The sequence below is a fragment of the Massilia sp. MP_M2 genome, from assembly GCF_039123635.1.
In the GTDB taxonomy this organism is placed as follows: domain Bacteria; phylum Pseudomonadota; class Gammaproteobacteria; order Burkholderiales; family Burkholderiaceae_D; genus Telluria.
Genome location: NZ_JBCHJF010000003.1, coordinates 525,024 through 547,828, shown reverse-complemented (window position 1 = coordinate 547,828; position 22,805 = coordinate 525,024). Strand labels below are relative to the sequence as shown.

The window sequence follows — 22,805 nt, the reverse complement described above, 5'->3', positions numbered from 1 at the left end:
TTCGGAGATCTTTATGGCGCAGCCATTCAAACACGATGCGGCCAGCCTGCTCGACTTTTTTTCACAGAGCGGGCGCGGCTTCTATATCCCCTACTACCAGCGCAACTACTCGTGGGACGAAGAGAACGCTACGAAGCTAATCGAGGACATTTTCTCCAGTATCAAGCGCACACTTACCAAGCCAGAGAACAGCATCTTCCTTGGCACGGTCATCCTGCATGACGAGAAGAACGTGCAGACTGGCGTACACGCGGACACGCCAAATCTCTTGACCAAGGTCGCAAATGTGGTTGATGGTCAGCAGCGAATTACCTCCATCGCGATGCTGGCCTGTGTGATAGCGGAACAGATCTCCCAGACAGTGCCGAAGCTCAACGCCTTGGCGGGCTCAGCGGCTGAGTTCAATACGTTGGCGACCGAGTTGACCGATGAGCTGCCCAACATCCGAAAGTTCTTCTCGGTTGAGATCACAAAGACCGGCGCTCAGCCCGCGCTGAAGCCCAAGATCATCCGGGCAGGAGATGTGTCGGCGAACCCTGTGTCCGATCAGTGGACGCTAAGCGGCCCTATCGACAACTTCTATCGTTCCAATACGTCGAGCTTTTTGTCGAAGTTCATCGCCGGCATTTCTATCGATGCAATCCCGACCGACGAGCGAGTGGGATCAGTATTAAGGGCGTTCCAGGAAAAGATCAGCGAAGAGGTTCAGGCGGCCGACGTGGCCCTTGCCATCGGCTTGTTGTCGGCAAACGGCGTTGTCGATGGAAGCCTGTTCAGTTTCATGGCCTATCCACCCACCTGGCCGAATATTGGCGCCCTGGACCCGGACGAGCAATCCGTATATTACGGCGGGATGCTGCTGCTAGCAGTATGTGCCTTTTTGAAGAATTCGTGCCACCTCGTGGTCATCGAATGCTTAGATTTGGGCCTGGCTTTCGACATGTTCCAGTCGCTGAACGCCACAGGCACGCCTCTAACCGCTTTCGAGGTATTCAAGCCGCAGGTAGTGAAAGCATGGGGCGTTGGCTACTCAACGGCAATCAAGCCGCAGGTCGACCGCATCGAGAGAGTGTTTGAGACTGAGAGCAATTCATCGGACAAGGAGGAGCTGACGGACAAAGTAATCGTGTCCTCAGCGTTGGTATTCAATGGGATGGAGCGCAGTCGAAGGTTTAGCGAGGAACGCGACTGGCTGACAGACACGCTCGAGGGTTCGTTGACCGCTGGCGCACCGACCCAGAAGTCAATCGACTTTGTCACCACGATCGCAGACCAGGCCGAGTATTTCCTGACCTTCGTTAAGCCTCGGAGGTCGCCGAAAAATTCGAACAAGTTCGGCCTCTGCGAAAGATTAATGCTTTTGGGGCTGTCACAGCAGCAAGCTGACCGCGCCGGACTGTGCGTCTTCTATCTCAAAGACGCAGGCCATCAATTCGCGCATGCTGTGCTGAGCGTGTTCTATTCTAAGCTGCTCCGCTCGCAATCGAGCGCAGCGAACCAAGTTACCGCGGCGGCCGACTTCGTCGCTGTATGCGAGGCGACTGCGGCTTTCTTTACGCTTTACATGGGCGCGCAGCAGGCGCGTTTTCCTGACTCAGACTATCGAGCGCTTTTCCAGGCAACCACCGGGAATATCTCTTTTGCCAATGGGGCGGCCAACCAATCCGTGTCTTTCGTCAAGGCGGCATTCCGCCAGGCTCTGGAGAACCAGAAGATCTACAACGCTTCCAACGCGGTCTTGGCTCGGCAAATCTGGGCGGACCTTGCCAAAGAAAATGCCTGGTATTCACGCAAGGCAGTTTGCCGATTCGCCCTGCTTATTGCGGCCAATGACGCCGCGCCGGATCTTACTGCTGGCAAAGAAGGCTTTTTCACCGACGGCATGGCTAACTCGGCCGATCTTCTGAACTGCCGCGTATGGCACATGACGAGCTACGAGGTGATCGAACATGTCGCCACACGCGATCAGCCATCGACGATTAAGTTCCCGGCTCACTTCGACGGCACTATCTACCCAGGAAATTATTCGATCGTCGATAAGCTCGGCAACCTGACCCTGCTCTCCACAGCGGTGAACTCTTCAATCTACTCAGAATGGCCAGATAAGGTTTTCTACTACTGGAACCTGACCATGCCCGGGTCAACAGCGGCTGGCCCAAGTGGAACCGCTCTAGCCGCTACGCTGGGCATCGGCAGTGTTCCGCCCTCACTTTCAACATTGGTCGCCGCATCGAGCTATCAGTCGCATTTGGCGCCACTTGCATTCCGTGGGCAAGGAGGTCAACGCTGGGATGAGGCGTTCATCGCACAGCGATCCGAACACCTGTGCCAACGGGTCTTCGACAGGCTCGACGCCTGGCTGCGATAGCTATTTTGGATCAAGCGCGTTCCAGCCAGCTTAATGGCAAGCCGCGCTTGATCCGGGGCGGAGTGATGACTTAATTGACTTCTTCATCATCATCGTCGTAGCAGTAATGGTCTTGGTGAAATGAGAAATCACTATGCTGATGCAGATTTAAGATGTATTCAAGAGTACATCTCTCCTTGAAGCGGTCAAATTCTTTGCCCCAACCCATCATAGAGGTATAGTCCTCGGATTCAAAGCCAGGGCTAAACCAACGGAAGATAAACTGCGTGTATAGTGCCGCCACTCGGCAAGCATGCCTGAGCATAAGGATCAATTCTTCACTGTCCTCGTAGCCTCCATAGTCTGCAGGTGGCCCCAAGGGAAATGTTCCGTGCGCCACATGGTTTCGAAGGATGCGTACAAGTTGAAGCGCGAACGTAGGGAGTGTTTCTTCGCCAGCCTTTATCCCGCTTACTGTTGCTTTGTGCTTAGCCTGAGGTAACCTGACTTTTTCGGACACTTCCATTTGATAAAATTGTCAGAGGGAGTGAGAGCATGAAATTAACCACATACACACCGGAATTCCGAGCAGAAGCGGTCAAGCTGGTCCTTGCCCAGGGCCTTACACTGGAGGAGGCAGCGAAGCGAATTAGCATCCCCAAAGGGACTTTGGCGAACTGGGTTAGCGCAGCCAAGAAAGGCAGCGACCCGACGGCGGCGCCAGGCAGTCGCAGCGTGTCGGAGCTGGAAGCCGAAGTAGCTAAGCTGCGCAGAGAACTGGCCGTCGAGCGCATGGAAAAGGAAGTGCTAAAAAAGGCCACCGCGTACTTTGCAAGGGAGTCGCTGCCCGGTACGCGTTCATGAAATCGGTGCGACTCGATTACCCGCTTGGCTTGTTGTGCCGTGTCTTCGACGTTTCGCGTAGTGGATTCTATGCAGCGCTGGACCGTCCGCCATCGCAACGCGCGCAAGACGACGAGCGATTGAAGATCGCGATCAAGGCAGTACATGTGCAGACCCGGGAGACCTAAGGGCCACTGCGCCTGCTTCCAGAACTGGTCTCTCAAGGCTTTGATACGGCAGGCTTCGGCAAGAACTCGGTCTGCGCTGCAAACAAAAGCGCAAGTTCAAGGCGACGACGAATTCGCGCCATGGTTTTCCTGTCGCCGACAATCTGTTGAACCAGACCTTCGTGCCGACGCGGCCGAACGAAGTCTGGGTCACCGACATCACCTACGTGATGACGGACGAAGGATGGCTCTATCTCGCTGGCGTGAAGGACGTTTTTACCTGCGAGCTGGTGGGATATGCAATGGGATCGCGCATGACGCAGGATCTGACGGCGCAGGCCTTGTGGCGCGCTGTGCGCAGAAAGCGTCCGGCTCCTGGCTTGATTCACCACTCTGACCGCGGGACGCAATACTGCGCTGACGATTACCGGAAACTGGTCGCGCAGTTCGGCATGCAAGCTTCCATGTCGCGCAAAGGGAACTGCTACGACAACGCTCCCATGGAGAGCTTCTGGGGTAGCTTGAAGAATGAGATGATTCATCATCAACGCTACGCCACAAGGGCTAACGCGGAAGCAGCGATCAAGGAGTACATCGAGATTTTCTATAACCGCCAACGGCGACATTCGCGCCTTGGCTACGTATCGCCAGCGCTATTCGCCAAAAATTTCAGCAAAGCGAAGATGGCTGCTTGAAACGGATGTGTCCACTATTGACAATACACCTCAGCCTTATATCGATTGAATAGGCTGATGAAGTTGCCGCAGTGGTGTTCAAATTCTTGTGGGGCGGCCTGCCCCCCCATTCGTTCAAAAACGTCGTCGAGAAGCACGACGGCACGCATGTTACTGGCCCGCTTGATATCCTTCTTGGCCACGCCCTTGGCGGCAGCTAACGGAGCGTAGAGGTGATCGACGAAGCGAAAAGCCTCTTCGAGGCCATTGCAGACGAACATGAAGCGCGTGAGCGCGGTAGCATGATTTGTATAGTGTTCCGAATGCGCGTCGATGTTGTCAGCCACTGTGCCGCAGTAGAGGCTTGCTTCGGAGGATTCGAACTTCCAGGTATTGATTTCGACCTTTTCGAGTTGAGCGGCTAATTTGAACCAATCTCCAATAGTTTCGGTTCGGATGGTCGCGATGCCATGCTCACTTTCGTAGGTCGAGGTGTTCCCAAGGTAGCTCGCGGCGAGGCTTGCCTCGATTAAATGCTCGGACATTCTCCGAGTCTGGGAGCAAATTGGACAGGGGTGAGGAGAGATTGTTTTCGGATAATCTTTGCTCATTTACCCATCGCTTTCTAGGCTACTTGTGGCACACGATGCAAGAGCCATTCCCCTCATCGACCCCATAGATGTCATCGATATCGTCCGGACAAGCCTTTACAGGCCGCAGCGGATTAATGGGAATTGCCTTGCGCATGCGGTTACGACGAATCTCATATTCGGCCTGAATCGCAGCTACGCGCTCAGGCTGTTCCATATCGCTGAGCGACTCGCCCTTTGACCAGGTGAAAGGCGAGCCATGATCTAAGGCATCCTTTTCGAGAGCTTTGGCAGCCTCATAGGACTCGGGATGCTGCTCGCGCAGTCTTACCCACTCAATCTTCTGTTGAAAGAAACAGAAAGTACATCCGCTACGCGATCTCCACTCATAATACTTTGGATATCCGACACCAGAGTTTTCAAGTATATCGATTACGCCGACCTTGTCGATGCCATCCTCTCGGAAGGGCAACTTGACGAAAAGATTATCGGCTTTGGCCGAGTAGCCCTCGCGGTATTCTTCATCGGCGCGGATAGCAACATAGGACGTAACCTTATCGCCTGCCGCAAGCATGGGCCTCACCCAGCTTTCGAAGGGAGCTAGCTTCAGCTGCCGTGTGCACCAACGCGTGTTGGGGCTGGGCAGGAAGTGATTGTATTGGCGCAGCCAGAAGGTGAAGTCTCGGTCAGGGTTGAGCCTTAGAATAGGTTTGCCAAGCCGGCCTTCGAGCTTCCCGAGGAATTCGTAGACCTCTGGGAGCTCTTCGCCAGTGTCTGTGAAAAAGTATTCGATCTCAAGTTCGGGATGATGCTCGCGCATGTACACAGCCAGCGCCGCGCTATCCTTGCCGCCAGAAATCCCTAAAACGTGCCTCTCAGCCATTGGCCTCCTCCGTGTCAATTGAAGCCAACATCATCCCGACCTTAGCCAAGATTGCTAGCAATACGTCCGTCTCCAGCCCTTCTCTATACAGCATCGAGACGACCTCGTCGGCCTTTGAGTCCACCGTTTGGCGATGACGGTCCGATATCGTGAACGAGCGTGAGATCATCTTGGTGTCCGAGCCAGCGCCAATAACTACAGCAATAGCCTCGCTGTGAGCCTGCCGGCCTTGCACTGCCGCAAAGGCCTCAGCCTCGCGGAAACGTCGCGCGAATTTGGCGAGCTCCAAGATCGCCGCGTCGATATGGCGATCCACCCAGTCGCGCGGAGGCCTCTCAGCCGCCATGCTCAGTAGACTTTCGAGCGAGGTCCGCGAGCCATCGAAGTTGGCAAGACGTGTAGCGAAACCATCCATTTGTAGGTCGCCCGAAATGCCGGAGACCGAGCGGGCGCGCGCTCGAAGTGCATCGAGGTCGTCGCTGCTCGCGTCGAGCGCGGAAAGCATCTTGGCTTCGACTTCGGCGAGCATCTTACCGTAGGCACCGGCGAGCTCTTGCAATGGCGCGCGCAGTGCCTGCACGTAGGACTTGCCGTCGGCAACGCCCAAGAGCGAGATTAGGTCGACGAACAGGACCTTGTGCGGATCGTTGGCTTTAAGGAGCATATCGCGCATGTCTCTGGCTACCTGCCCTAGCCGCGAGGTACGTCGGGCCCATTCGGGCAAATTGAATACCATCGCCACCAAGCCGCGCGCTGCCTCAAGCGGGTCTGCCGCGCCAGCGCTTTCGCCAATCTCAGCCAATAGCTCGGAGATCCCTTCGAGGATATGGTTTTTGTCTTCGTCGATGGCTACCCAACGCAGCGAGAAGCGGCTGGGGTCTTGCAGGCACTCATCAATGTCAAAATCGGTGAGTCGCGGCATGAACATTCCGTCCTTATAGACGGCGATGTTCGTTTTATGGGCGAGCAGGAAGGCTGTGAGAATTACAGGATGAATACCCCGCTTCATGCCGAAAGGCGGCGCACTCCACAACGCATAAATTTCATGCGCGCCTACGCGAGCATTGGCATCGGAGAAGAGGACGCGGGTAGCATCCCATAGCGGCGCGAAGCCCTTAGCAAAACCATCACTAGGCGGCATACAACGCCATGCGCCGGAAGCGTCTTGGCGATGAAGCTCCGTGCTCTTGAGCAGCGTTTCATAGAGACCGCGCTCGGCTGGAAATCCCTCGAAGCCCAAGGCCTCTTGACCTTCGGCATTGATCATCGCGTGCAACAGTTCACGGCGGGCCTTCACGCTGTTGCTCGACACACTGTCGCGGTTGACCAGTTCGCTCCATACCGGAGGCGAATGCTTGAATAGGTCGTCGGCCAGCATGGATGCCTCGGGGGAGAGCTTCTCTCCTGGCTCTACGATCTGATGCGCGCCCTTATGCCACTTTGCCCTCGACACCGCGGCTTGTAATTGATCCTCAAGATCGGCCCGCGTTGCCGCCAACCGCGCGTAGACCTCGCGCCGGGCGACGGCGTCACCAGAAAGCTCATGCCGCTCCTTGACTTGTTCTAACGCCACCAGCTCAGCAGATAGCTCCGCGATGCGGACATGGTTGGTGGGGATGCCTACCATCACTGGCCATGGACGAAGCTTTGAGCAGTCCGCCGCTCGAAGGCTTGCTTCGCGCTGGCTCATACCCTTAGTCGGGAGAGCAAGAATAAACGCCCCGAATTCGCCCTTCTTAGGTTGAAAGTTAGCGGCGACTTTCTCGGCCTGGTCGCTGCTGCAAAGCGAGAGCTCCATCCAGCGCATTGCTCCTGTCTCGTGATAGTGGCGTTTGGCCACTACTGGATGCAGGCCCATAAGCTGTGCAAGCCAGGCGTAGTCGATACCAGGCGAAGTAGCCATGGCTTGGGCAATCGCTGCATCAATGTCGAAGTCGCTGCCCTCAAACACCGACCAAGCGCCGGTGTAGCTCTTGAATAGCACGACCTTGAGCGAGCTGAGCTTTTCCAGCGCAGCGTCGAGTTCATCGCGGGATTTGTCGTAGAAAAGTGCGCCGATTACGGCGGAGTCGGCAACAAGGCCGGAGCCACTGCGGAACAAATCAATAACTGCGATGTTCTTGATCAGTGACACAAGCAACGCGTCGCCCGTTTTAGCCTCGGCCCGCTCGACCGCTTCGACGGCTTGCGACCAGCGATGCCCGTCAGGAGAAGCAAGGATCGCCGGCTCCAAGTTTGATCGCAGGTAGTCCCAGTAGTCACTAGGACGATACCAGGTCGCATCGCTTTTGAGAGTCGAGTTCAAATAGGACCGGAAGCCATACGGTTCTACTGAGGATAGGAAGCCGAACGTGCTACGCTCGTTTTGTCCAAACTGTCGCTTAGAAATCGGGCCCAGCAGTGCTGCCATGGCCGGGTGCAGTGGCCAGCAGGCTTCCAGTGCCTGCGCAAAGTCCTTTCCCACTGCGGGCCGGCGCGAACGGATCGCCTCAGAAATGGTCATGGACGCGTCGCGCATCCAGTGCGGGATTTCCTTGGCCTCGATCGCTCGGCCAATCAGCTCGACAACTTCATCGCTCGCGGCTACGAAAGGAAGGTCGACGTAGCGGCCTTGGATCTTTGCCCAGTCGTCACGGGTATCGATGCCCAAGCGGGCCGAATATTGTGCGAAGGACTGATGCAGCACACCAACGACAACTAGACATCCTTCTGAACGAGCGGCCGCCTCGGCAAGCTCTTGGAAAAAGTAAACATCATCACCGGAACCCAAGGCCGAAGCCTCCAAGAATTTCCCCATCTCGTCGATGATGACTAGCACGCCGTCATGCGGTCGATTTTTGGCTTCTTCAAGCAACTCGGCGATCAACGACTGGGCGTTCGGCCTACTGCGGCCATCAACGGTCTTACCCTGCGCGCGGCGTAGCGCGGCATGAATCTCTGTCACGACGCTACTACGCCGGCCAACCGTCGGGACGAGCAACCAGCCATTGCGAACCGGGAATGCCTTGTCAAAAGACGGCTTTGAGTCGAGATGCAAAGCGTCACGTGCTTTCGCTCGAAGATCCTTATTTGAATGCAAGACGCTCGCCAACGCGACTGCCAACGAGCTCTTACCTCCGCCAAACGGGCCCGTCCAAGTGAAGCATCGTTGATTGGTACTAGAGAGCTGCGTACACATGCCATCGACTACGGAAGCCGCAGTCGCGTGGCAGATGTAACCAGCGAGTGCGTCGGCGCGGCCGATGTCGGCGTCGACACGGATAGAACGCTGGTATTGGCGTGAAATCTGGACACTATCCGAAAGCGCCTCATGCTTAGTGTCAGTCATAGGCGCGCCTGATCATGTTTTTTACGTCTTCCTTAGACAAGTCTTTGCGATGAATTTGGCGCAGGCCCGCCGAATCGGTCCATTCAACCTTGCGTCCGGTGAAGTCTGAGAGAGTAATTAATCGTTGGGCGATCGACTCCTCATCGAGCTTGAAGACCCGTCCTGGCGAGCCCTCTGCGTAAGCGACGGTTTCAAAGGCGAGCGAACTTTGTCCCTCGGCCTCCCGATTCCAGAAGTCGATTAAGGCATAAGCGAAGATGCCGTTATGCAACGACGCCTTCGGCCCGCGTCGAAAAGCGTATTGCCCCTTATGAACCTCCTGCAACAGCCCTAACTCGCCCAAAAGCGGCTCTGCAAAGTCCTCAGGGGAGCCTCCCGCAACACGCGGCGCGTAACTGCGAAGGCACGTCTCCAAATCTCGCGAGATCGTGGAGGCAGACAGCCTATGCTTAGGATCAAGTTCACGAGCGTAGATGGCTAGAGGTTCTTCTAGTTCTTGGCGGGTGAAGGTTGGAGCAGTCACATGGTTGAACAACCAATGCCAAGTAGTCGAGCGAATGCAGCGGCCTGCGAGCTGCCAATGCGCAAGCCAAGCCGTTGATGGACTCTCAGCATAGGGATCGAGCCCACCGTCACTTAGAATCTCGTTAGCAAGACCTCGAATGCGGAAACCGTCGACGTCCTCATACATCACGCCGCAAGCCAGAGCCCAATGGCGAATTGATGCCACCATGTTCTTGCCTACACCAAAGTCCGCAATGGACTTCTCTTGAGAAAATGTCGATTTGCGGATCAACCCGCCGTCAGTGGCTTGATCGAATAGCTTCTTAAGCCACATTTGACGCAGAGGAAACGTTTCATGGCCTGAGAAGTGGGCAGATCTACCTCGGCTAAGTTTAGATATAGCATTCATTGTTACAGTTTAACCCGAACTGGTGGAATCCACCAGTTAGACCCCTAGGATTTTACTGTAAAAATCCACAGTGTTTTATATCTGCCAACATACCTTCTCATCAGCTCGCCAACGGAGACAATGTTTTTTTGCGAAGCATCCACTTATTCAGAACTTATTCAAAACTACGCTAACAAAAGCTAAAGATGTAAATTGCATTTTTGCAACTTCCACATCCTGCGTCGAGCCAGGCTTTGTCGACAAAGCCGATCATTTCAGTATGATTTTTATAACTGCATTCCCCGACGTCACATACAGCAGCCCTTTACCGTCCGTAACAATGCCGCGAACATCGCCCAGACTCCCGGGCAAATCCCCAACACGCAACGTCGTCGCCCGCGTCGTCCCGGCCACCGTCGTCACCACCCCAGCCGGCGTAATCTTGCGCACGAGGTTATTTACCGCATCAGCAGCATACAGATTGCCCTGCGGATCCACCGTCAACGCTACGACCTGTTCGAAACGCGCTGCATTGCCGGTACCGTTCACCGCACCGCGTGCATTCTGCGCACCAGCAATCGTGAACAGATTGTCCGACCCAAAATTGGCCGTCGGATTCCAGCGACTGATCTCGCGCTCGAGATCGAACAGGTACACGACGTTGCTGCTGTCCACCGCCACCCCGCGCGGTGCCAGTGTGCGCGTTCCGAACAGGTCGCCAACCGTGTTCTGCCCTTCCAGAATCCCCGTCCCGCCCGTGCCGATGGCAAACCGACGCGTGCCGTAGTTGTTAGTGACGTAGAGATTGTTGTTGGCATCGACGGCGATCGCGCCCGGTGTAACGTCAGGCCGACTCGTCGTCGCGACGTTGCTGCCAACCGGGATCGTGGTCACCGTCGCGACCTGGCCACCCGTTGTGATGCTGCGGATATTCACATCATCCGCGACATACACCGTCCCGCCGCTCCCCACTGTCAATGCGACCGGATTGACGAAGCGCGCATTGGCGGCAGCACCGTTAACAAGCCGGCTCTGCCCGGCACCGCCCGCCAGCGTGGTCACCACACCGTCCGGCGTGATCTTGCGGATGACGTAGTTGCCGCGATCTGCCACGTACACATTGCCGCTGCTGTCGATCGCCAGCCCGTAAGGATTATTGAAGCGCGCCGCCGTACCGGTGCCGTCCATCGTCCCGTCGGCAGTGGGGTCGCCCGCGAACACCGACAGCGCCACTGTCTGCACGGGTGGTGGAGTGTCATCGTTCTTGTCATTGTCCTTCGGGATGCCGTCACCACAACCGGCCAGCAGCGCCATCAAACCAAGTGCGCCAAACAGATTTAGGCGCGAACGGGACATATCGGTAACAGGGCGGCGCATCGGCAAAACCTCCAGAAAGTATCGCCGTCGATGCTATCACGTGCCATCGTGCAAGCAGGTATTCTGGTCCATGGCGCCGGCATAAACTGCATCCCTAAAACCCCAGAACCCACTCACCCCGCAGCAGATAACTCGCCCGAATTCCCGTACTTTCTTTTCCACACACGCCAATTGTCCGCTTGACATACGGCGCCGAGTTCCTTAAAGTCGAAATTATGTCTTTCACCCTGCATCTGTCAAACACTCTCCCAGCCGCTGGCGCGCTATCGCTAGCTGCACTGCTACTACGCGCCTGATCGTTCGGCCGTACGTCCGGCACACGCCGGTCCCAACTGCAGCAGGAAGTCGCCCAGATGTCTACCACGCCAATTTTCGCTTCATCGTTTTTCCTCACCGGGTCCATCCTGGCGGCGAGCGCTTGCGTCCCATCCGAAGCGCTGAACCTACCGACCGGTTGCCGGGCCTCGCGTTTCGTGGCCCGCCCGGCAGCCTCCGCCACCCTCAGGCGCATCCGCGCCGCCCAGTGACCAAACCAATCAGGAGCACCCGATCATGCTGACCAATCCCGCCGCAAAGTACCGTCCCTTCCCTGCCATCGACCTGGCAGACCGCCAGTGGCCAAGCCGCACCATCACCACGCCGCCAATCTGGATGAGCACCGACCTGCGCGACGGTAACCAGGCATTGATCGAGCCGATGAGCCCAGAGAAAAAGCTGCGTTTCTTCAAGATGCTGGTCAAGATCGGCATCAAGGAGATCGAGGTGGGCTTCCCGTCCGCCTCGCAGACCGACTTCGATTTCGTGCGCATGCTGGTCGACGACAAGCACATCCCGGACGACGTCACGATCATCGTGCTGACCCAGTCGCGCGATGAGCTGATTCGGCGCACTGTCGAATCGGCCGTCGGCGCCAAGCGCGCGATCGTCCACGTCTACAACTCGGTCGCGCCGGTGTTTCGCCGTGTGGTCTTCAATATGGAGCGCGACGAGATCGTGCAGATCGCCGTCAAGGGCACGCAGCTGATCAAGGACCTGACGTCCCAGTATCCGCAGACCCAGTGGGGTCTGGAGTATTCGCCAGAATCGTTCTCGACGACCGAGCTGGATTTCTCGAAGCAGATCACCGATGCAGTCAGCGCCGTCTGGCAGCCGACGCCGGCCAACAAGATGATCGTCAACCTGCCGTCGACCGTCGAAGCAGCCACGCCGAACGTCTACGCCGACCAGATCGAGTGGATGTGCCGCAACCTGAACAACCGCGAATCGCTCGTCATCAGCGTCCACCCGCACAACGACCGCGGCACCGCCGTTGCCGCCGCCGAACTGGCCGTAATGGCCGGTGCGGACCGCGTCGAGGGCTGCCTGTTCGGCAATGGCGAGCGCACCGGTAACGTCGACCTGGTCACGCTGGCGATGAACTTGTACACGCAGGGCGTGCATCCGGGCCTGGACTTCTCGGATATCGATGCGGTGCGCCAGCTGGTGGAAGACTGCAACCAGCTGCCGGTGCACCCGCGCCATCCGTATGCGGGCGACCTGGTCTTCACGGCGTTCTCGGGTTCGCACCAGGATGCGATCAAGAAGGGTTTTGCCAAGCAGCAGGCCGACGCGATCTGGGAAGTGCCTTACCTGCCGATCGATCCGGCCGATCTGGGTCGCAGCTACGATGCGGTCATCCGCGTCAACAGCCAGTCCGGCAAGGGCGGCATGGCGTATTTGCTCGAGCAGGAATACGGCCTGCAACTGCCGCGCCGTCTGCAGATCGAGTTCTCGCGCGTCGTGCAGCGCCAGGCCGACGAGAGCGGCCGCGAAATCAACCCGGCCGATTTGCACGCGCTGTTCGCGCGCGAGTACCTGGACCAGCAAGAGCCATATCACTACCTCGCGCACCGCATGACCGAAGACAGCGCGCATGACGTGCAGCTCGAAGTCGACGTGGCGCGCCACCATGCGCCGCAGGTGTTCTCGGGCCGTGGCAACGGGCCAATCGATGCGTTCGTCACGGCGCTGGGTCTCGAGATTCGCCTGATGGATTACCACGAGCATGCGATCGGCTCGGGCGCCGATGCCCGTGCGGCGTGCTACGTCGAGCTGCGGGTGGGCGATGGCCCGACGTTGTTCGGTGTCGGCATCGACAGCAATATCGTGACGGCGTCGTTCAAGTCGGTGCTGTCGGCGGTGAACCGCCATGTGGTGAGCGCCGAGCCGAATTCGGACGCTCTGGCGGCATAACAACATCGCGTGGACGGGGCCACCCCGTCCACATCACCGCCCGCTCTTCCGATCCACGATCTGCAACGACGCGCGCTCGCTCATCACCAGCACGAGTTTCAACCGCGCGCGCGTCATCCCCACGAACAGCTTGCGCAGCACCTGCTCGTCGAGCGCCGCGAAATCGATCTCGGTAAAAATCAGCGCCGGCGCCGACTGCCCCTTGAAGCGATACACCGATTCGGCCAGCAGCCCGCCTTCGCGAAACACCGGCGTGCCGAACAAGTCATACGTCCCCGTGAATGAGCGCAGCGAGTGCGCATCGCTCAAGCGATCGAGCTGCAAAATCGCCGACTTTTCGCGGCCGCGAAACGCGCAGATCGCGATGTCCTGGCGCCCGAAGCCGGCCGCCAGGCACGATGTCACGGCGCGCCGCGTCTGCGCCAGCATCGCTTCGACATCGCCTTCGGGATAGGTCAGCTTCTCGATATCGGCACCCATGAACGGGCTGCCCGCCTCCACCGGCTGGTGCGATGCGCCGATGGCCGTGAGCATGTCGACGATCTGGCGCGGGCTGCGGTAGTTGGTGTGCGAGTGCAGCGTCACCCAGCCCGGCAGCGGCACCATCCCGCGACCGTACAGGTTCTGGTCGGGGTCTTCCATCCAGATCGCGCGCCCGCCCTCTTTCAGCATGCGCAGCACGATGTCGCGCCACGCCACCGAAAAATCCTGGCCCTCGTCGACGATGACGACGTCGAACTGCCAGGTCTCGGGCAAGGTGGCGTCGGCCATCGACGCTTCGATCTTGTCCCAGACGTCGGTCGCCGCGTAATCGGGCGTGATGTCCTGCGCGCGCAGCCAGGCGTCCGACAGCATGTGGAAGGTCGCCACCCGCCCACCGGCCGGCACCAGCCGTTCGATGTGGTCGGCCAGCGGCCGGTTAAAGCACACGTACAGCGGGCGCAGGCCCGCGTCGATGGCGGCGCTGTATTCGGCCAGCGCCAGCTGCGTCTTGCCGCTGCCGGCGGTGCCGATCACGTGCAGCCGGAATGGCGAGAAGTCGAGCCGCCGCGCCCACGTGGCCAGGCCGCCCGAGAGTTTCGTGACCATCGCCTCCGCATTGCCGATCATGGCGCTCGGATCGGGCCGCAAGTTGAGCGAGTCGCCCAGGAAGCGCGTGACCTTGTCGAAGTCGTCGGTGCGCTCGGTGATGGGCAGCGCCTCGCGGATCACACGCGCCAGCCTGGGTTTGTTCGACGCGTCGATGATGTGGTCGGCATCGATGCCGGCCAGCGGCTGGTCGCGCACGATGTAGTCGGGGCAGTACAGCAGGTAGTCGATCGACAGCGTGCCCTGGAAACGCTTGGCCAGGCCCTCGATGGTGGCCAGGATCTGCGTGCGGACCTTGCGCGGCTTGCCCTGGTAGCTTTTGACCAGGCCTTCCGGCGTCTCGTTCAAAAAGCCGGCGACCTGCTCGATGACCAGGATGCGGCCGTTCGGCGCGAGCACGATGAAGTCGACGTCACCATACACAGAGTAACCCTGCTCGACGTTCGTCCAGTGCACGCCGTGGTAGATCACGTAGGGCGTGTCGGCCAGGCGCTGCTCCAGGTAAGCGAGCGTCTCGATTTCGCGGGCGGCGGCGCCCGTGACGGACAGCTCGCGCCAGCCGCTTGGTTGGATATGGGCCATGATGTCCGCTAACGTTAATAAGATAGAAACTATTGTAAGACTGTTTGCATGATCGTCACACACCGTTGTCCATAGCACGCACTGGCCGCATCGAAAGCCACCGAATGGTTGCCTGAGTGAAAAATCTATTGTGGCCGCACGGCAATCCAGTGCACACTTTCGTTCATCCCGTTTGATGCAGGTTTCTTTGTGTATTTCACTTCCGCGTTCTCGCCCATCCTGCGCACGGCGCTGGTCCTGTTCGGTCTGCTGCTCGCCGCCAGCGCCGCCCAGGCCGGCACGACGTACCGCTTCGGCGGCGCGACGATACCGGGCTGCTCGCTGTCGGGCAAGGTCTACACCTGCCCTAGCAGTGCGGGAATCGCCTGGGACGACAAGATCATCATCGACACCGGCTACACCGTCAGCGTGCGGTCCGATTTCACGTTCGGCTTCAACCAGGGCCTGACGATGTCGGGCACCGCCCGCCTGACCAGTACGGGCAATCTGAGCATCGCTGATCTTCCGCCCAGCAACCTGAATGTGACCGGTGGTTCCTTCAGTTCTGCCAAGACGTTCACTGCAGGCAATCAGGTGCAGACCTTCAAGGCCGACATCAGCGCGGCGTCGCTGGTGCTGGGTAGCGGGTCGACCTTGCAGATCACCGGTACGCTGGTCTCCACCGGCGCGGTCACCATCGGGTCGAACACGACGATCACCGGCCCCGTCACCGGCACCACCATCACGATTGGCACGCCGGTAAAGATCACGGGCGACGTCACGGCGTCCACGAGCCTGGTGCTGGGTTCGGGCGGCACGATCGACGGCAATGTCGACACTGGCCAATTGACGCTGCAGGCCGCGGACGCGCTCATCACCGGCAACGCAGCGGTCGACTTTGCGACGCTGATGTGGAACGGTCGCGTGGCCAAGAAGATCATCTGCAAAAAAGGCACGCGCGCCGGCGAGTGCGACTGCGTGGACAACCAGAGCGGCAATCCCGTCAACAGCGCGAGAGGGCCGACCTGCGAGGCGGCCAAGCCGGCGGCGAGCACCTTGCAATACCTGTTGATCACGCACGACGGCAGCGCCGGTACCTGCACCAGCGAACGCGTGACCGTGACCGCCTGCGCCAACGCGGGCTGCAACGCGCCGCACTTTAGCGGGGGCGCCAGCGCCACGCTGCAACCGGGCGACGCCCCCGTCGCCATCGGTTCGACCGGCACCACGACGGCCACTGTGACGAGCATCGCGACCGGCCCCACCAAGCTCGCGCTGACCGGTACCTCGGCCCCGGTGCAGTGCTACAACAGCGCGACCAGAACGTCGAGCTGCGACATGAACTTCACCGGCGACGTCAACTTCGAGATCACGGTGCCTGACCATAAAGCCGGCAACGACATCGTTGCAACAATTCAGGCCCGCAAACCGAATGCGGCTGCCACCGAATGCGTCCCTGCACTCAACAGCGTGGATAAGAACGTCGAGTACAGCTGCAACTACGTGCTGCCGACCTCGGGCACGCTCAAGATGAGCCTGAACACCCAGTCGTTCTCCTGCAATGCGGCCGACACCACAACGCTGTTGACCAGCTTCGACCAGAACGGCATCGGCAAACTGACACTGGCCTATCCCGACGCCGGCAAGGTCGCGCTCAACGCAAAGCTCGACAAGATCACGGGCAAGAAAGAGTTCATCGTGGCGCCGGACCATTTCAAGTTTGAGTACCCCACATCGCTACGCGCCGGCGCAGACTTCAACGTCAAACTCGTGGCCGAGAATTCCAAGTTCGGCATCACGCCGAATTTCCATGCGGCCGGCCTGAACGCCGACACGGTGCTGGGAAAGAACGCGACGCTAACGACGCTCGGCCCCGATTGCATCGGCGGCGGCTTGCCCGGCATCCTGCCGCCGGTGTCGGTCGAATTCACGCAAGGCACGGCAACGGCCACGATGAATTTCAACGAGGCGGGCTACCTCGACCTGGTCGCCGCCCGAAATGATTTTCTTGGCAGCGCCATCGACACCAGCAGCACGACCGGCGGTCTGGTCAACGGCGCGTGCACGGCGAAGGTCGGCCCGTTCGTGCCCTGGGCCTTCCAGGTCGAGTTGAACGACGCGGCGCGCAAGGAAGCCAATTTTTACTATGCGGGCGAGCCGATCATGCTCAGGCTCACGGCCATCAACCGCAAGGGCGAGCCAACGAAAAATTATCCGAAGGGGTTCGGCGCCGGTCAGACCATCAAATTCAGCGCGCTGCAGGAGAACGGCACGGCCTTCACCACCGCCCCCGGCACCCTGGGCGGCACGTATGCAGCCAATGGCTTTTCGTCCGGCGTGACGCCGTTGACGGACGGCCCCATCCCGCAGCCCGCGTATGCCTTCACGAACGCCCAGCAGGCGCCACTGCAGATCCGCCTGCGCGCCGACAATGGCCAAACCGATACCACGCTGTTCATCACGTCCGCCACCGCGCCCGTAGGGACAGGCCTGCCCGGGACGGAACAGGCGCGCCCGTGGATCCGCACCGGTCGCATGCGCATCGGGAGCCGCTTCGGCCGCACCGGTACGAGCCCGATCGAGATGCCGGTGACGGTGGAGTACTGGAGCGGCCGGAGCTGGGTGCTGAACGATCAGGACGGCTTTACGGTGATTCCAGCGGCTGCCTTTGCGCAAACAGCATCGACGGGTACCACGCCGCCTGCCATCCAACAGCCGGTCAAACTCACGAGAGGTGCAGGCGTGCTGCCACTCACAAGCAGCCAGCCCGGGTCGATCGAGGTTGCCATCAACCTCGGCAAAACGACGGTTGATACGTCGTGCCTGGGGACCAAGCCGGCAAGCAAAGGCGCTGGTCTGGCCTGGATGCGCGCGCTCGTCACCTGTGATAAGCAAGCGGCAAGACAGGGAGATCCGTCCGCGCGCGCCACCTTCGGCATCTTCCCGGCCGAAAGCCGCCGCATCATCCACGTGCGCGAGGTGTTCAATTGAGGCGCCAGGGCGGCTTCACGATGGTCGAGCTGATCATGGTGATGGTGATGGTCGGCGTGCTGGCCGCGATCGGCATTCCCAAGCTGATGGGCGGGAACACCACCGGTGCGCTGGTCTTCGGCGATCAGGTGGCCAGTGCGCTGCGCCATGCGCAAACGTCGGCGGTGTCGCATCGGCGCGTCGTATGCCTGGCAACCACCGCGCGCACGCTGGTCATGCGCATCCGTACCGCACCTGCGGCCGCCACCGCCCCCTGTACGACCGCGTTCGGCCCGCTGTTGCAACGCGCCGACAACGACACCTATGACAGCAGCGATGCAACGGTCACCACGACCGGCGCCCCTGCCAACCTGTACTTCCAGCCCGATGGCACGATCACCGGCACGCCCGCCGGCGCGCCGCTTGGCCAAGTCACCATCGCCATCGAACTCGCTGGCAAGACCCAGCGCAGGATCGTATTCGAAGGGAGCACCGGCTATGTCGAATAAGCGCCGCATGGCCGGCGTCACGCTGGTCGAACTGGTGGTGGCCATGGTCATCGTCGGTGTCGCGCTGGCGGGACTGGTGACCGTGTATAACCGCGCCAGCATCACCAGCACCGATCCCCTGATCACGCAGCAAATGCTGGCGATCGGCGAGACCATGATGGAAGAGGTGATGCTCAAGCCCTACGCCGGCAATGAGGTACGTGAGCCGTTGCGTGCGCAGTTCGACGAACTCGATGATTACACCAAGTACGCGAAACAGGCCGTGACCGACGTCGACGGCAATGCCATTGCCGGCCTCGACCGCTACCGGGTCGAGGTGACGGTGGGCCCTGCGCCGCAAACGCTGCCCGGCGTGAAGACGGCGGATGTGAAGAGCATCGTCGTCACCGTCTGGAACGGCAACCAGAACCTGGTCCTGACCGGGTGGAGAACCAAGCCACTATGAAACACATTTCTCCAAGGGCCGAACGCGGGTTCTCGCTTGTCGAGCTGATCGTCGTCATCGTCCTGATCGGGATCGTCGGCGGGATTTTCGCCATGCAGGTGCTGCCGGCGATCCGCGCCTATCTGGTGGTGGGCCAGCGCGCGGCGTTGACGGGCCAGGCCGATACGGCGCTGCGCCGGATCGTGGCCGACGTGCGCCGCGCCGTGCCCAACTCGCTGCGGGTCGCTGGCAATCAATGCCTTGAGCTGGTGCCGAGCAGCGATGGCGGGCGTTATCGCAGCGACCAGGATTACAGCACGGCTACCCCTGCAGGCGCATTTCTCGATGACGGCCCTGGCCTGAAGACCGTGTTTGACGTGTTGACACAGCCGGTCAGACTGCCCACTAGTGGCGATAGGATCGTGATCGGCAACCAGAATCCAAACGATGTACATGGCGGCGACAATGTCGGCACTGTGAATAGCGCTGCCGTATCGACCACGCCTGGCATCGCTGCTTACAGCATCGCGCTCGCCCCCCCGGGGCTGCGCGCCCCGGACGGCTACACGGGCGCCCGCTTCATGGTCGTGCCGCGCAACGAGCAGACGGTTGCCTATGTCTGCAATATCAACGCAGGCACGCTGCGCCGCATTACCTATCCGTCCCTGTCGCCGGCGCCGCGCTGCGCTGCGGGAGGCAGCACGGCGCTGGTCGCCAGCGGCGTCACGGCCTGCAACTTCGTCTTTACCGCCAATCAGGGCGCCACGCAGCAAAGTGGTTTCGTCCAGCTCCAGCTGACCTTGACCGGCAAGGGCGAATCCGTGCCGCTCACGCTCGGCGCGCACGTGGACAACACGCCATGAAGCGTTTTCACACCAACGCGCACAGGCAAGCCGGTTTCGCCTATATCGCGGCGATCGTGCTGCTGGTGGTGGTGGCCGGGATGGCAGCCGGGCTGCTGCGCCTGACCGGTACCCAGCAAAGCACGGTGAACCAGGCGCTGCTCGGCGCCAAGGCCGGCTTGGCCGCGCGCGCCGGCATCGAATGGGGTTTCGTAAGCTGCCTGTCCACGTCGGGCACGACCGATCTGGGCCAGTTCAAGACCGACACCGGATTCAACGTCAGCGTGAACTGCCAGTTCACGAACTACCAGGAAGGCGAACGTGCATCCGGCCAGACGAGCATCTCGCAAACCAAGCGCATCGTGCAGATCACCGCTATCGCCTGCAACGGCAGCACCGCGCGCTGTCCCGATGCTGGCAGCGTCGCCAGCGCCGACTACGTGGAACGCGCGCGCACGGCCACCGTGTGCATGGTCGTCGAGCCGGGCGGTACATTCAGCTCCTGCGAAACCTGATCCCGCGTGGCGCCGGAGGATCGTGCAATCTTCCCGGACCATCGCACGCCCCGCCGGTGGTCTAATGGCACGTTGCCCACCACCCCGAGAAATTGACCATGCAAGCAATCCGCGACCTCGCCACCCAGATTGCGCAGCACGTTCCCGGCGACGGCATGCACGAAAGCCAGGTCCCCGGCATGTGGCTGATCGGCAGCGGCCAGACCACCGAACCGCTGCGTGTCGTGCATACGCCGGCGGTGTGCATCATCGCGCAGGGCGCCAAGCTGGTGTCGCTGGGTGACACTGACTATCGTTACGACACGGCCAAGTTCCTGGTGGTGTCGGTCGACCTGCCGGTGACCGGTTGCGTGACGCTGGCGACCGAGGCCGAACCCTATCTGTGCCTGCGGATCGACCTCGACGCGCAGTTGCTCGCCGCGCTCGACCTGGAACTGCCGGCGCGACCGGCTGCGCGCGGCACGCCGCCGGCGCGCGGGCTGTTCCTGAGCGAGACCACGCCTGCACTGCTCGAGGTCGCCAACCGCCTGGTGCGCCTGCTCGATGCGCCACACGACATCGCAGTGCTGGCGCCGCTGCTGCTGAAGGAATTCCACTATCGCCTGCTCACCGGCGAGCATGCCGATACCGTGCGCTACTGCGCGCGCGGCGACGGCCGCATGGCGCAGGTGACGCGGGCGATCTGCTGGATCAAGAATCACTACAACCGGCCACTGAGCGTGGAGCGTCTGGCCGGCGAAGTGGGCATGAGCTCATCGACGCTGCACGAGCACTTCAAGACCGTGACGTCGATGAGTCCGCTGCAGTACCAGAAGCAGCTGCGCCTGCAAGAGGCGCGGCGCCTGATGCTGGCCGGATCGACCGACGCCGCAAGCGCGGGCCATGCAGTCGGCTACGAGAGCAGCTCGCAGTTTTCGCGCGAGTACGCACGCTTTTTCGGCCTGTCGCCGGGGCGCGATGCGACGCGGCTGCGCCAGTCGCTGCTGGCGGGCGGCGTGCAGGCGATGCGCTGACGGCGAGGTGCCGGCGCTGCGGTCTCTATAATCGTCGCATGACTCCTATTCCATTGACCCGCGCATGAGCTATCGCCTGGCGATCTTCGACTTCGACGGCACGCTGGCCGACTCGTGGCCCTTTTTCATGAGCGTGTTCAACGAGATCGCCGACCAACACGGTTTCCGGCGCGTCGATGCGGCGCAGGCCGAGCAGCTGCGTCACTACGGTCCGCGCGACATCATGCGCCATGTCGGCATGCCGGCCTGGAAGCTGCCGATCGCATCGCGCTCGTTCATCGACCGCATGCGCGGCGCCACCGGCCGCATCGCGCTGTTCGACGGCATCGCCCACACGCTGCGCGAGCTCGACCGCAACGGCGTGCGGCTGGCGGTGGTGTCGTCCAATGCCGAAGACAATGTGCGCGACGTACTGGGGCCGGAACTGGCAAGCCTGATGGGGCAGTACGAATGCGGCATGTCGATCTTCGGCAAGGCGGCGCGCATCCGCAAGGTCGTGCGCCGTGCCACGGTGCCGGCGATCCAGGCACTGTATGTCGGCGACCAGACCACCGATGGCGACGCCGCGCGCCGGGCCGGGATTGCGTTCGGGGCGGTCGGCTGGGGCTATGCGTCGATTGAAGCGCTGCGCCGGGTGGCGCCGGAGCGCGAGTTTGGGACGCCGGCGGATCTGCTGTCGCTTGCAGCGTAGGTGTGCCCGCCACGCAATTGCCCACGCGCATAGGCCAGTTGCTATACTCGGCAGCAACTGCATCAATGAACAACGGACTTGCCCATGCGCCTTCCACTCATCTTCCTGGCTCCGCTGCTGCTGAGCGGCTGCTTCATCGAGACGTCGACGTACGTGATCGACCTGAATACCGATCATGCGATCACGCTGAAGGTGGAGAAGGACAATTTCTGGACGAAGGAAGCCACGCTGCGCGTCGTCATGTCGCGCCTGCCGGATTGCCAGCGCCAGTACGAGCTGGGCTCGGTGTGGCTGGCCGACCTGCAGGTTGAACTGTTCGGCAACGGCAACAACGTCTACACGCTGCGCGCGGATGACCAGGCATGGCAGATCGACACCACCACGTGCAGTGAGCTGAAGGCGCCCGATGCGGATGCGGTCACCGGCCTGCCGCTGGGCATCTTCACGCTGGACAGCGACAACAAGCTCAACTTCGAAAAGCCGGAAGCCGCCAGCGAATAATGCTCAGTAGCGCTGGATCAGCGTGCGCAATCGGGCAAGCTCGATGTCACGACCTGATTTTTCGAGCACGCTTTCGAGCAGCGACTGGCCGTTCTCGCGTTGCATGGTCCACTGCGTGAAATACTCGTGCACCGTGCGCCAGGGCGGAAAATCAGGCGGCATGGCGCGCCAGGTGGCGCCGGTGTGCAAAAAATACAACACTGCGCAAAACACGTCGTACAAATCGTGCTTGCGCGGTCGCGTCTTGCGGCGCGCCGCTTCAAGCATGGCGCGCACGCCCTCGAAGTGTTCGCGGGGGATATCGCTGGGGTAGACAGTTCGGTCCATGGGTGACCTCCAAAACAGCTTGGAGGCCCG

At 60.4% G+C, this 22,805-nt stretch carries 17 protein-coding genes and 2 pseudogenes; 11 read left to right on the top strand and 8 right to left on the bottom strand.

Annotation, left to right across the window (positions count from 1 at the left end; genetic code table 11):
- Positions 1–13: 13 nt before the first annotated feature.
- Positions 14–2,368, top strand: a complete 2,355-nt coding sequence (locus RCH14_RS10120) for a DUF262 domain-containing protein (protein WP_343025991.1) — start codon at positions 14–16, stop codon at positions 2,366–2,368.
- Between the two features lie 70 nt (positions 2,369–2,438).
- Here the strand turns inward: RCH14_RS10120 and RCH14_RS10115 are convergent, their stop codons facing one another.
- Positions 2,439–2,873, bottom strand: a complete 435-nt coding sequence (locus RCH14_RS10115; protein ID WP_343025990.1) for a hypothetical protein — start codon at positions 2,871–2,873, stop codon at positions 2,439–2,441.
- Between the two features lie 29 nt (positions 2,874–2,902).
- On the opposite strand from RCH14_RS10115, the pseudogene RCH14_RS10110 reads away from it, so the two are divergent.
- Positions 2,903–4,052: pseudogene (locus RCH14_RS10110) on the top strand (IS3 family transposase).
- Positions 4,053–4,066: 14 nt separating this feature from the next.
- On the opposite strand, the gene RCH14_RS10105 reads toward RCH14_RS10110, so the two are convergent.
- The 5 genes from RCH14_RS10105 to RCH14_RS10085 all read right to left on the bottom strand — a co-directional run bounded on the left by RCH14_RS10105 (position 4,067) and on the right by RCH14_RS10085 (position 11,101).
- Positions 4,067–4,576, bottom strand: a complete 510-nt coding sequence (locus RCH14_RS10105) for a hypothetical protein (RefSeq protein WP_343025989.1) — start codon at positions 4,574–4,576, stop codon at positions 4,067–4,069.
- 85 nt (positions 4,577–4,661) lie between these two features.
- On the bottom strand, positions 4,662–5,504 hold the full coding sequence (locus tag RCH14_RS10100; protein ID WP_343025988.1) for a phosphoadenosine phosphosulfate reductase family protein: 843 nt from the start codon (positions 5,502–5,504) through the stop codon (positions 4,662–4,664).
- A complete protein-coding gene (locus tag RCH14_RS10095) occupies positions 5,497–8,832 on the bottom strand; it encodes an ATP-binding protein (RefSeq protein WP_343025987.1) in 3,336 nt (1,111 codons plus the stop codon). Before RCH14_RS10095 ends, RCH14_RS10100 begins: the two co-directional genes overlap by 8 nt.
- Complete coding sequence (locus tag RCH14_RS10090) at positions 8,825–9,670, bottom strand: DUF4007 family protein (protein WP_343025986.1); 846 nt, start codon at positions 9,668–9,670, stop codon at positions 8,825–8,827. The genes RCH14_RS10095 and RCH14_RS10090 overlap by 8 nt, the downstream gene beginning before the upstream one ends.
- A 324-nt stretch (positions 9,671–9,994) precedes the next feature.
- Positions 9,995–11,101, bottom strand: coding sequence for a hypothetical protein (locus tag RCH14_RS10085; protein WP_343025985.1), 1,107 nt, complete (start codon positions 11,099–11,101; stop codon positions 9,995–9,997).
- A gap of 549 nt (positions 11,102–11,650) precedes the next feature.
- Here RCH14_RS10085 and leuA point away from each other — a divergent pair.
- The gene (leuA, locus tag RCH14_RS10080; protein ID WP_343026032.1) at positions 11,651–13,333 is read left to right on the top strand and encodes a 2-isopropylmalate synthase; all 1,683 of its coding nucleotides are present in this window, start codon (positions 11,651–11,653) and stop codon (positions 13,331–13,333) included.
- 33 nt (positions 13,334–13,366) lie between these two features.
- On the opposite strand, the gene RCH14_RS10075 is transcribed toward leuA, so the two are convergent.
- Complete coding sequence (locus tag RCH14_RS10075) at positions 13,367–15,004, bottom strand: ATP-binding domain-containing protein (protein WP_343025984.1); 1,638 nt, start codon at positions 15,002–15,004, stop codon at positions 13,367–13,369.
- Positions 15,005–15,193: 189 nt separating this feature from the next.
- On the opposite strand from RCH14_RS10075, the gene RCH14_RS10070 reads away from it, so the two are divergent.
- From RCH14_RS10070 to RCH14_RS10035, 8 genes are all read left to right on the top strand, one after another.
- The gene (locus RCH14_RS10070) at positions 15,194–17,974 is read left to right on the top strand and encodes a polymer-forming cytoskeletal protein (RefSeq protein ID WP_343025983.1); all 2,781 of its coding nucleotides are present in this window, start codon (positions 15,194–15,196) and stop codon (positions 17,972–17,974) included.
- Complete coding sequence (locus tag RCH14_RS10065) at positions 17,971–18,462, top strand: GspH/FimT family pseudopilin (RefSeq protein WP_343025982.1); 492 nt, start codon at positions 17,971–17,973, stop codon at positions 18,460–18,462. Before RCH14_RS10070 ends, RCH14_RS10065 begins: the two co-directional genes overlap by 4 nt.
- On the top strand, positions 18,452–18,907 hold the full coding sequence (locus RCH14_RS10060; RefSeq protein ID WP_343025981.1) for a prepilin-type N-terminal cleavage/methylation domain-containing protein: 456 nt from the start codon (positions 18,452–18,454) through the stop codon (positions 18,905–18,907). Before RCH14_RS10065 ends, RCH14_RS10060 begins: the two co-directional genes overlap by 11 nt.
- On the top strand, positions 18,904–19,749 hold the full coding sequence (locus RCH14_RS10055) for a prepilin-type N-terminal cleavage/methylation domain-containing protein (RefSeq protein WP_343025980.1): 846 nt from the start codon (positions 18,904–18,906) through the stop codon (positions 19,747–19,749). The genes RCH14_RS10060 and RCH14_RS10055 overlap by 4 nt, the downstream gene beginning before the upstream one ends.
- A complete protein-coding gene (locus RCH14_RS10050) occupies positions 19,746–20,243 on the top strand; it encodes an MSHA biogenesis protein MshP (RefSeq protein WP_343025979.1) in 498 nt (165 codons plus the stop codon). The genes RCH14_RS10055 and RCH14_RS10050 overlap by 4 nt, the downstream gene beginning before the upstream one ends.
- A 98-nt stretch (positions 20,244–20,341) precedes the next feature.
- Positions 20,342–21,256, top strand: a complete 915-nt coding sequence (locus RCH14_RS10045) for an AraC family transcriptional regulator (RefSeq protein WP_343025978.1) — start codon at positions 20,342–20,344, stop codon at positions 21,254–21,256.
- Between the two features lie 64 nt (positions 21,257–21,320).
- The gene (locus RCH14_RS10040) at positions 21,321–21,947 is read left to right on the top strand and encodes an HAD hydrolase-like protein (protein ID WP_343025977.1); all 627 of its coding nucleotides are present in this window, start codon (positions 21,321–21,323) and stop codon (positions 21,945–21,947) included.
- An 84-nt stretch (positions 21,948–22,031) separates the two neighbouring features.
- Positions 22,032–22,448: a hypothetical protein gene (locus RCH14_RS10035; protein ID WP_343025976.1), complete on the top strand. Its 417-nt coding sequence runs from the start codon at positions 22,032–22,034 to the stop codon at positions 22,446–22,448.
- A 51-nt stretch (positions 22,449–22,499) separates the two neighbouring features.
- On the opposite strand, the pseudogene RCH14_RS10030 reads toward RCH14_RS10035, so the two are convergent.
- Positions 22,500–22,775, bottom strand: a pseudogene (locus RCH14_RS10030) (transposase); the annotation flags it as partial.
- Between the last annotated feature and the right edge of the window lie 30 nt (positions 22,776–22,805).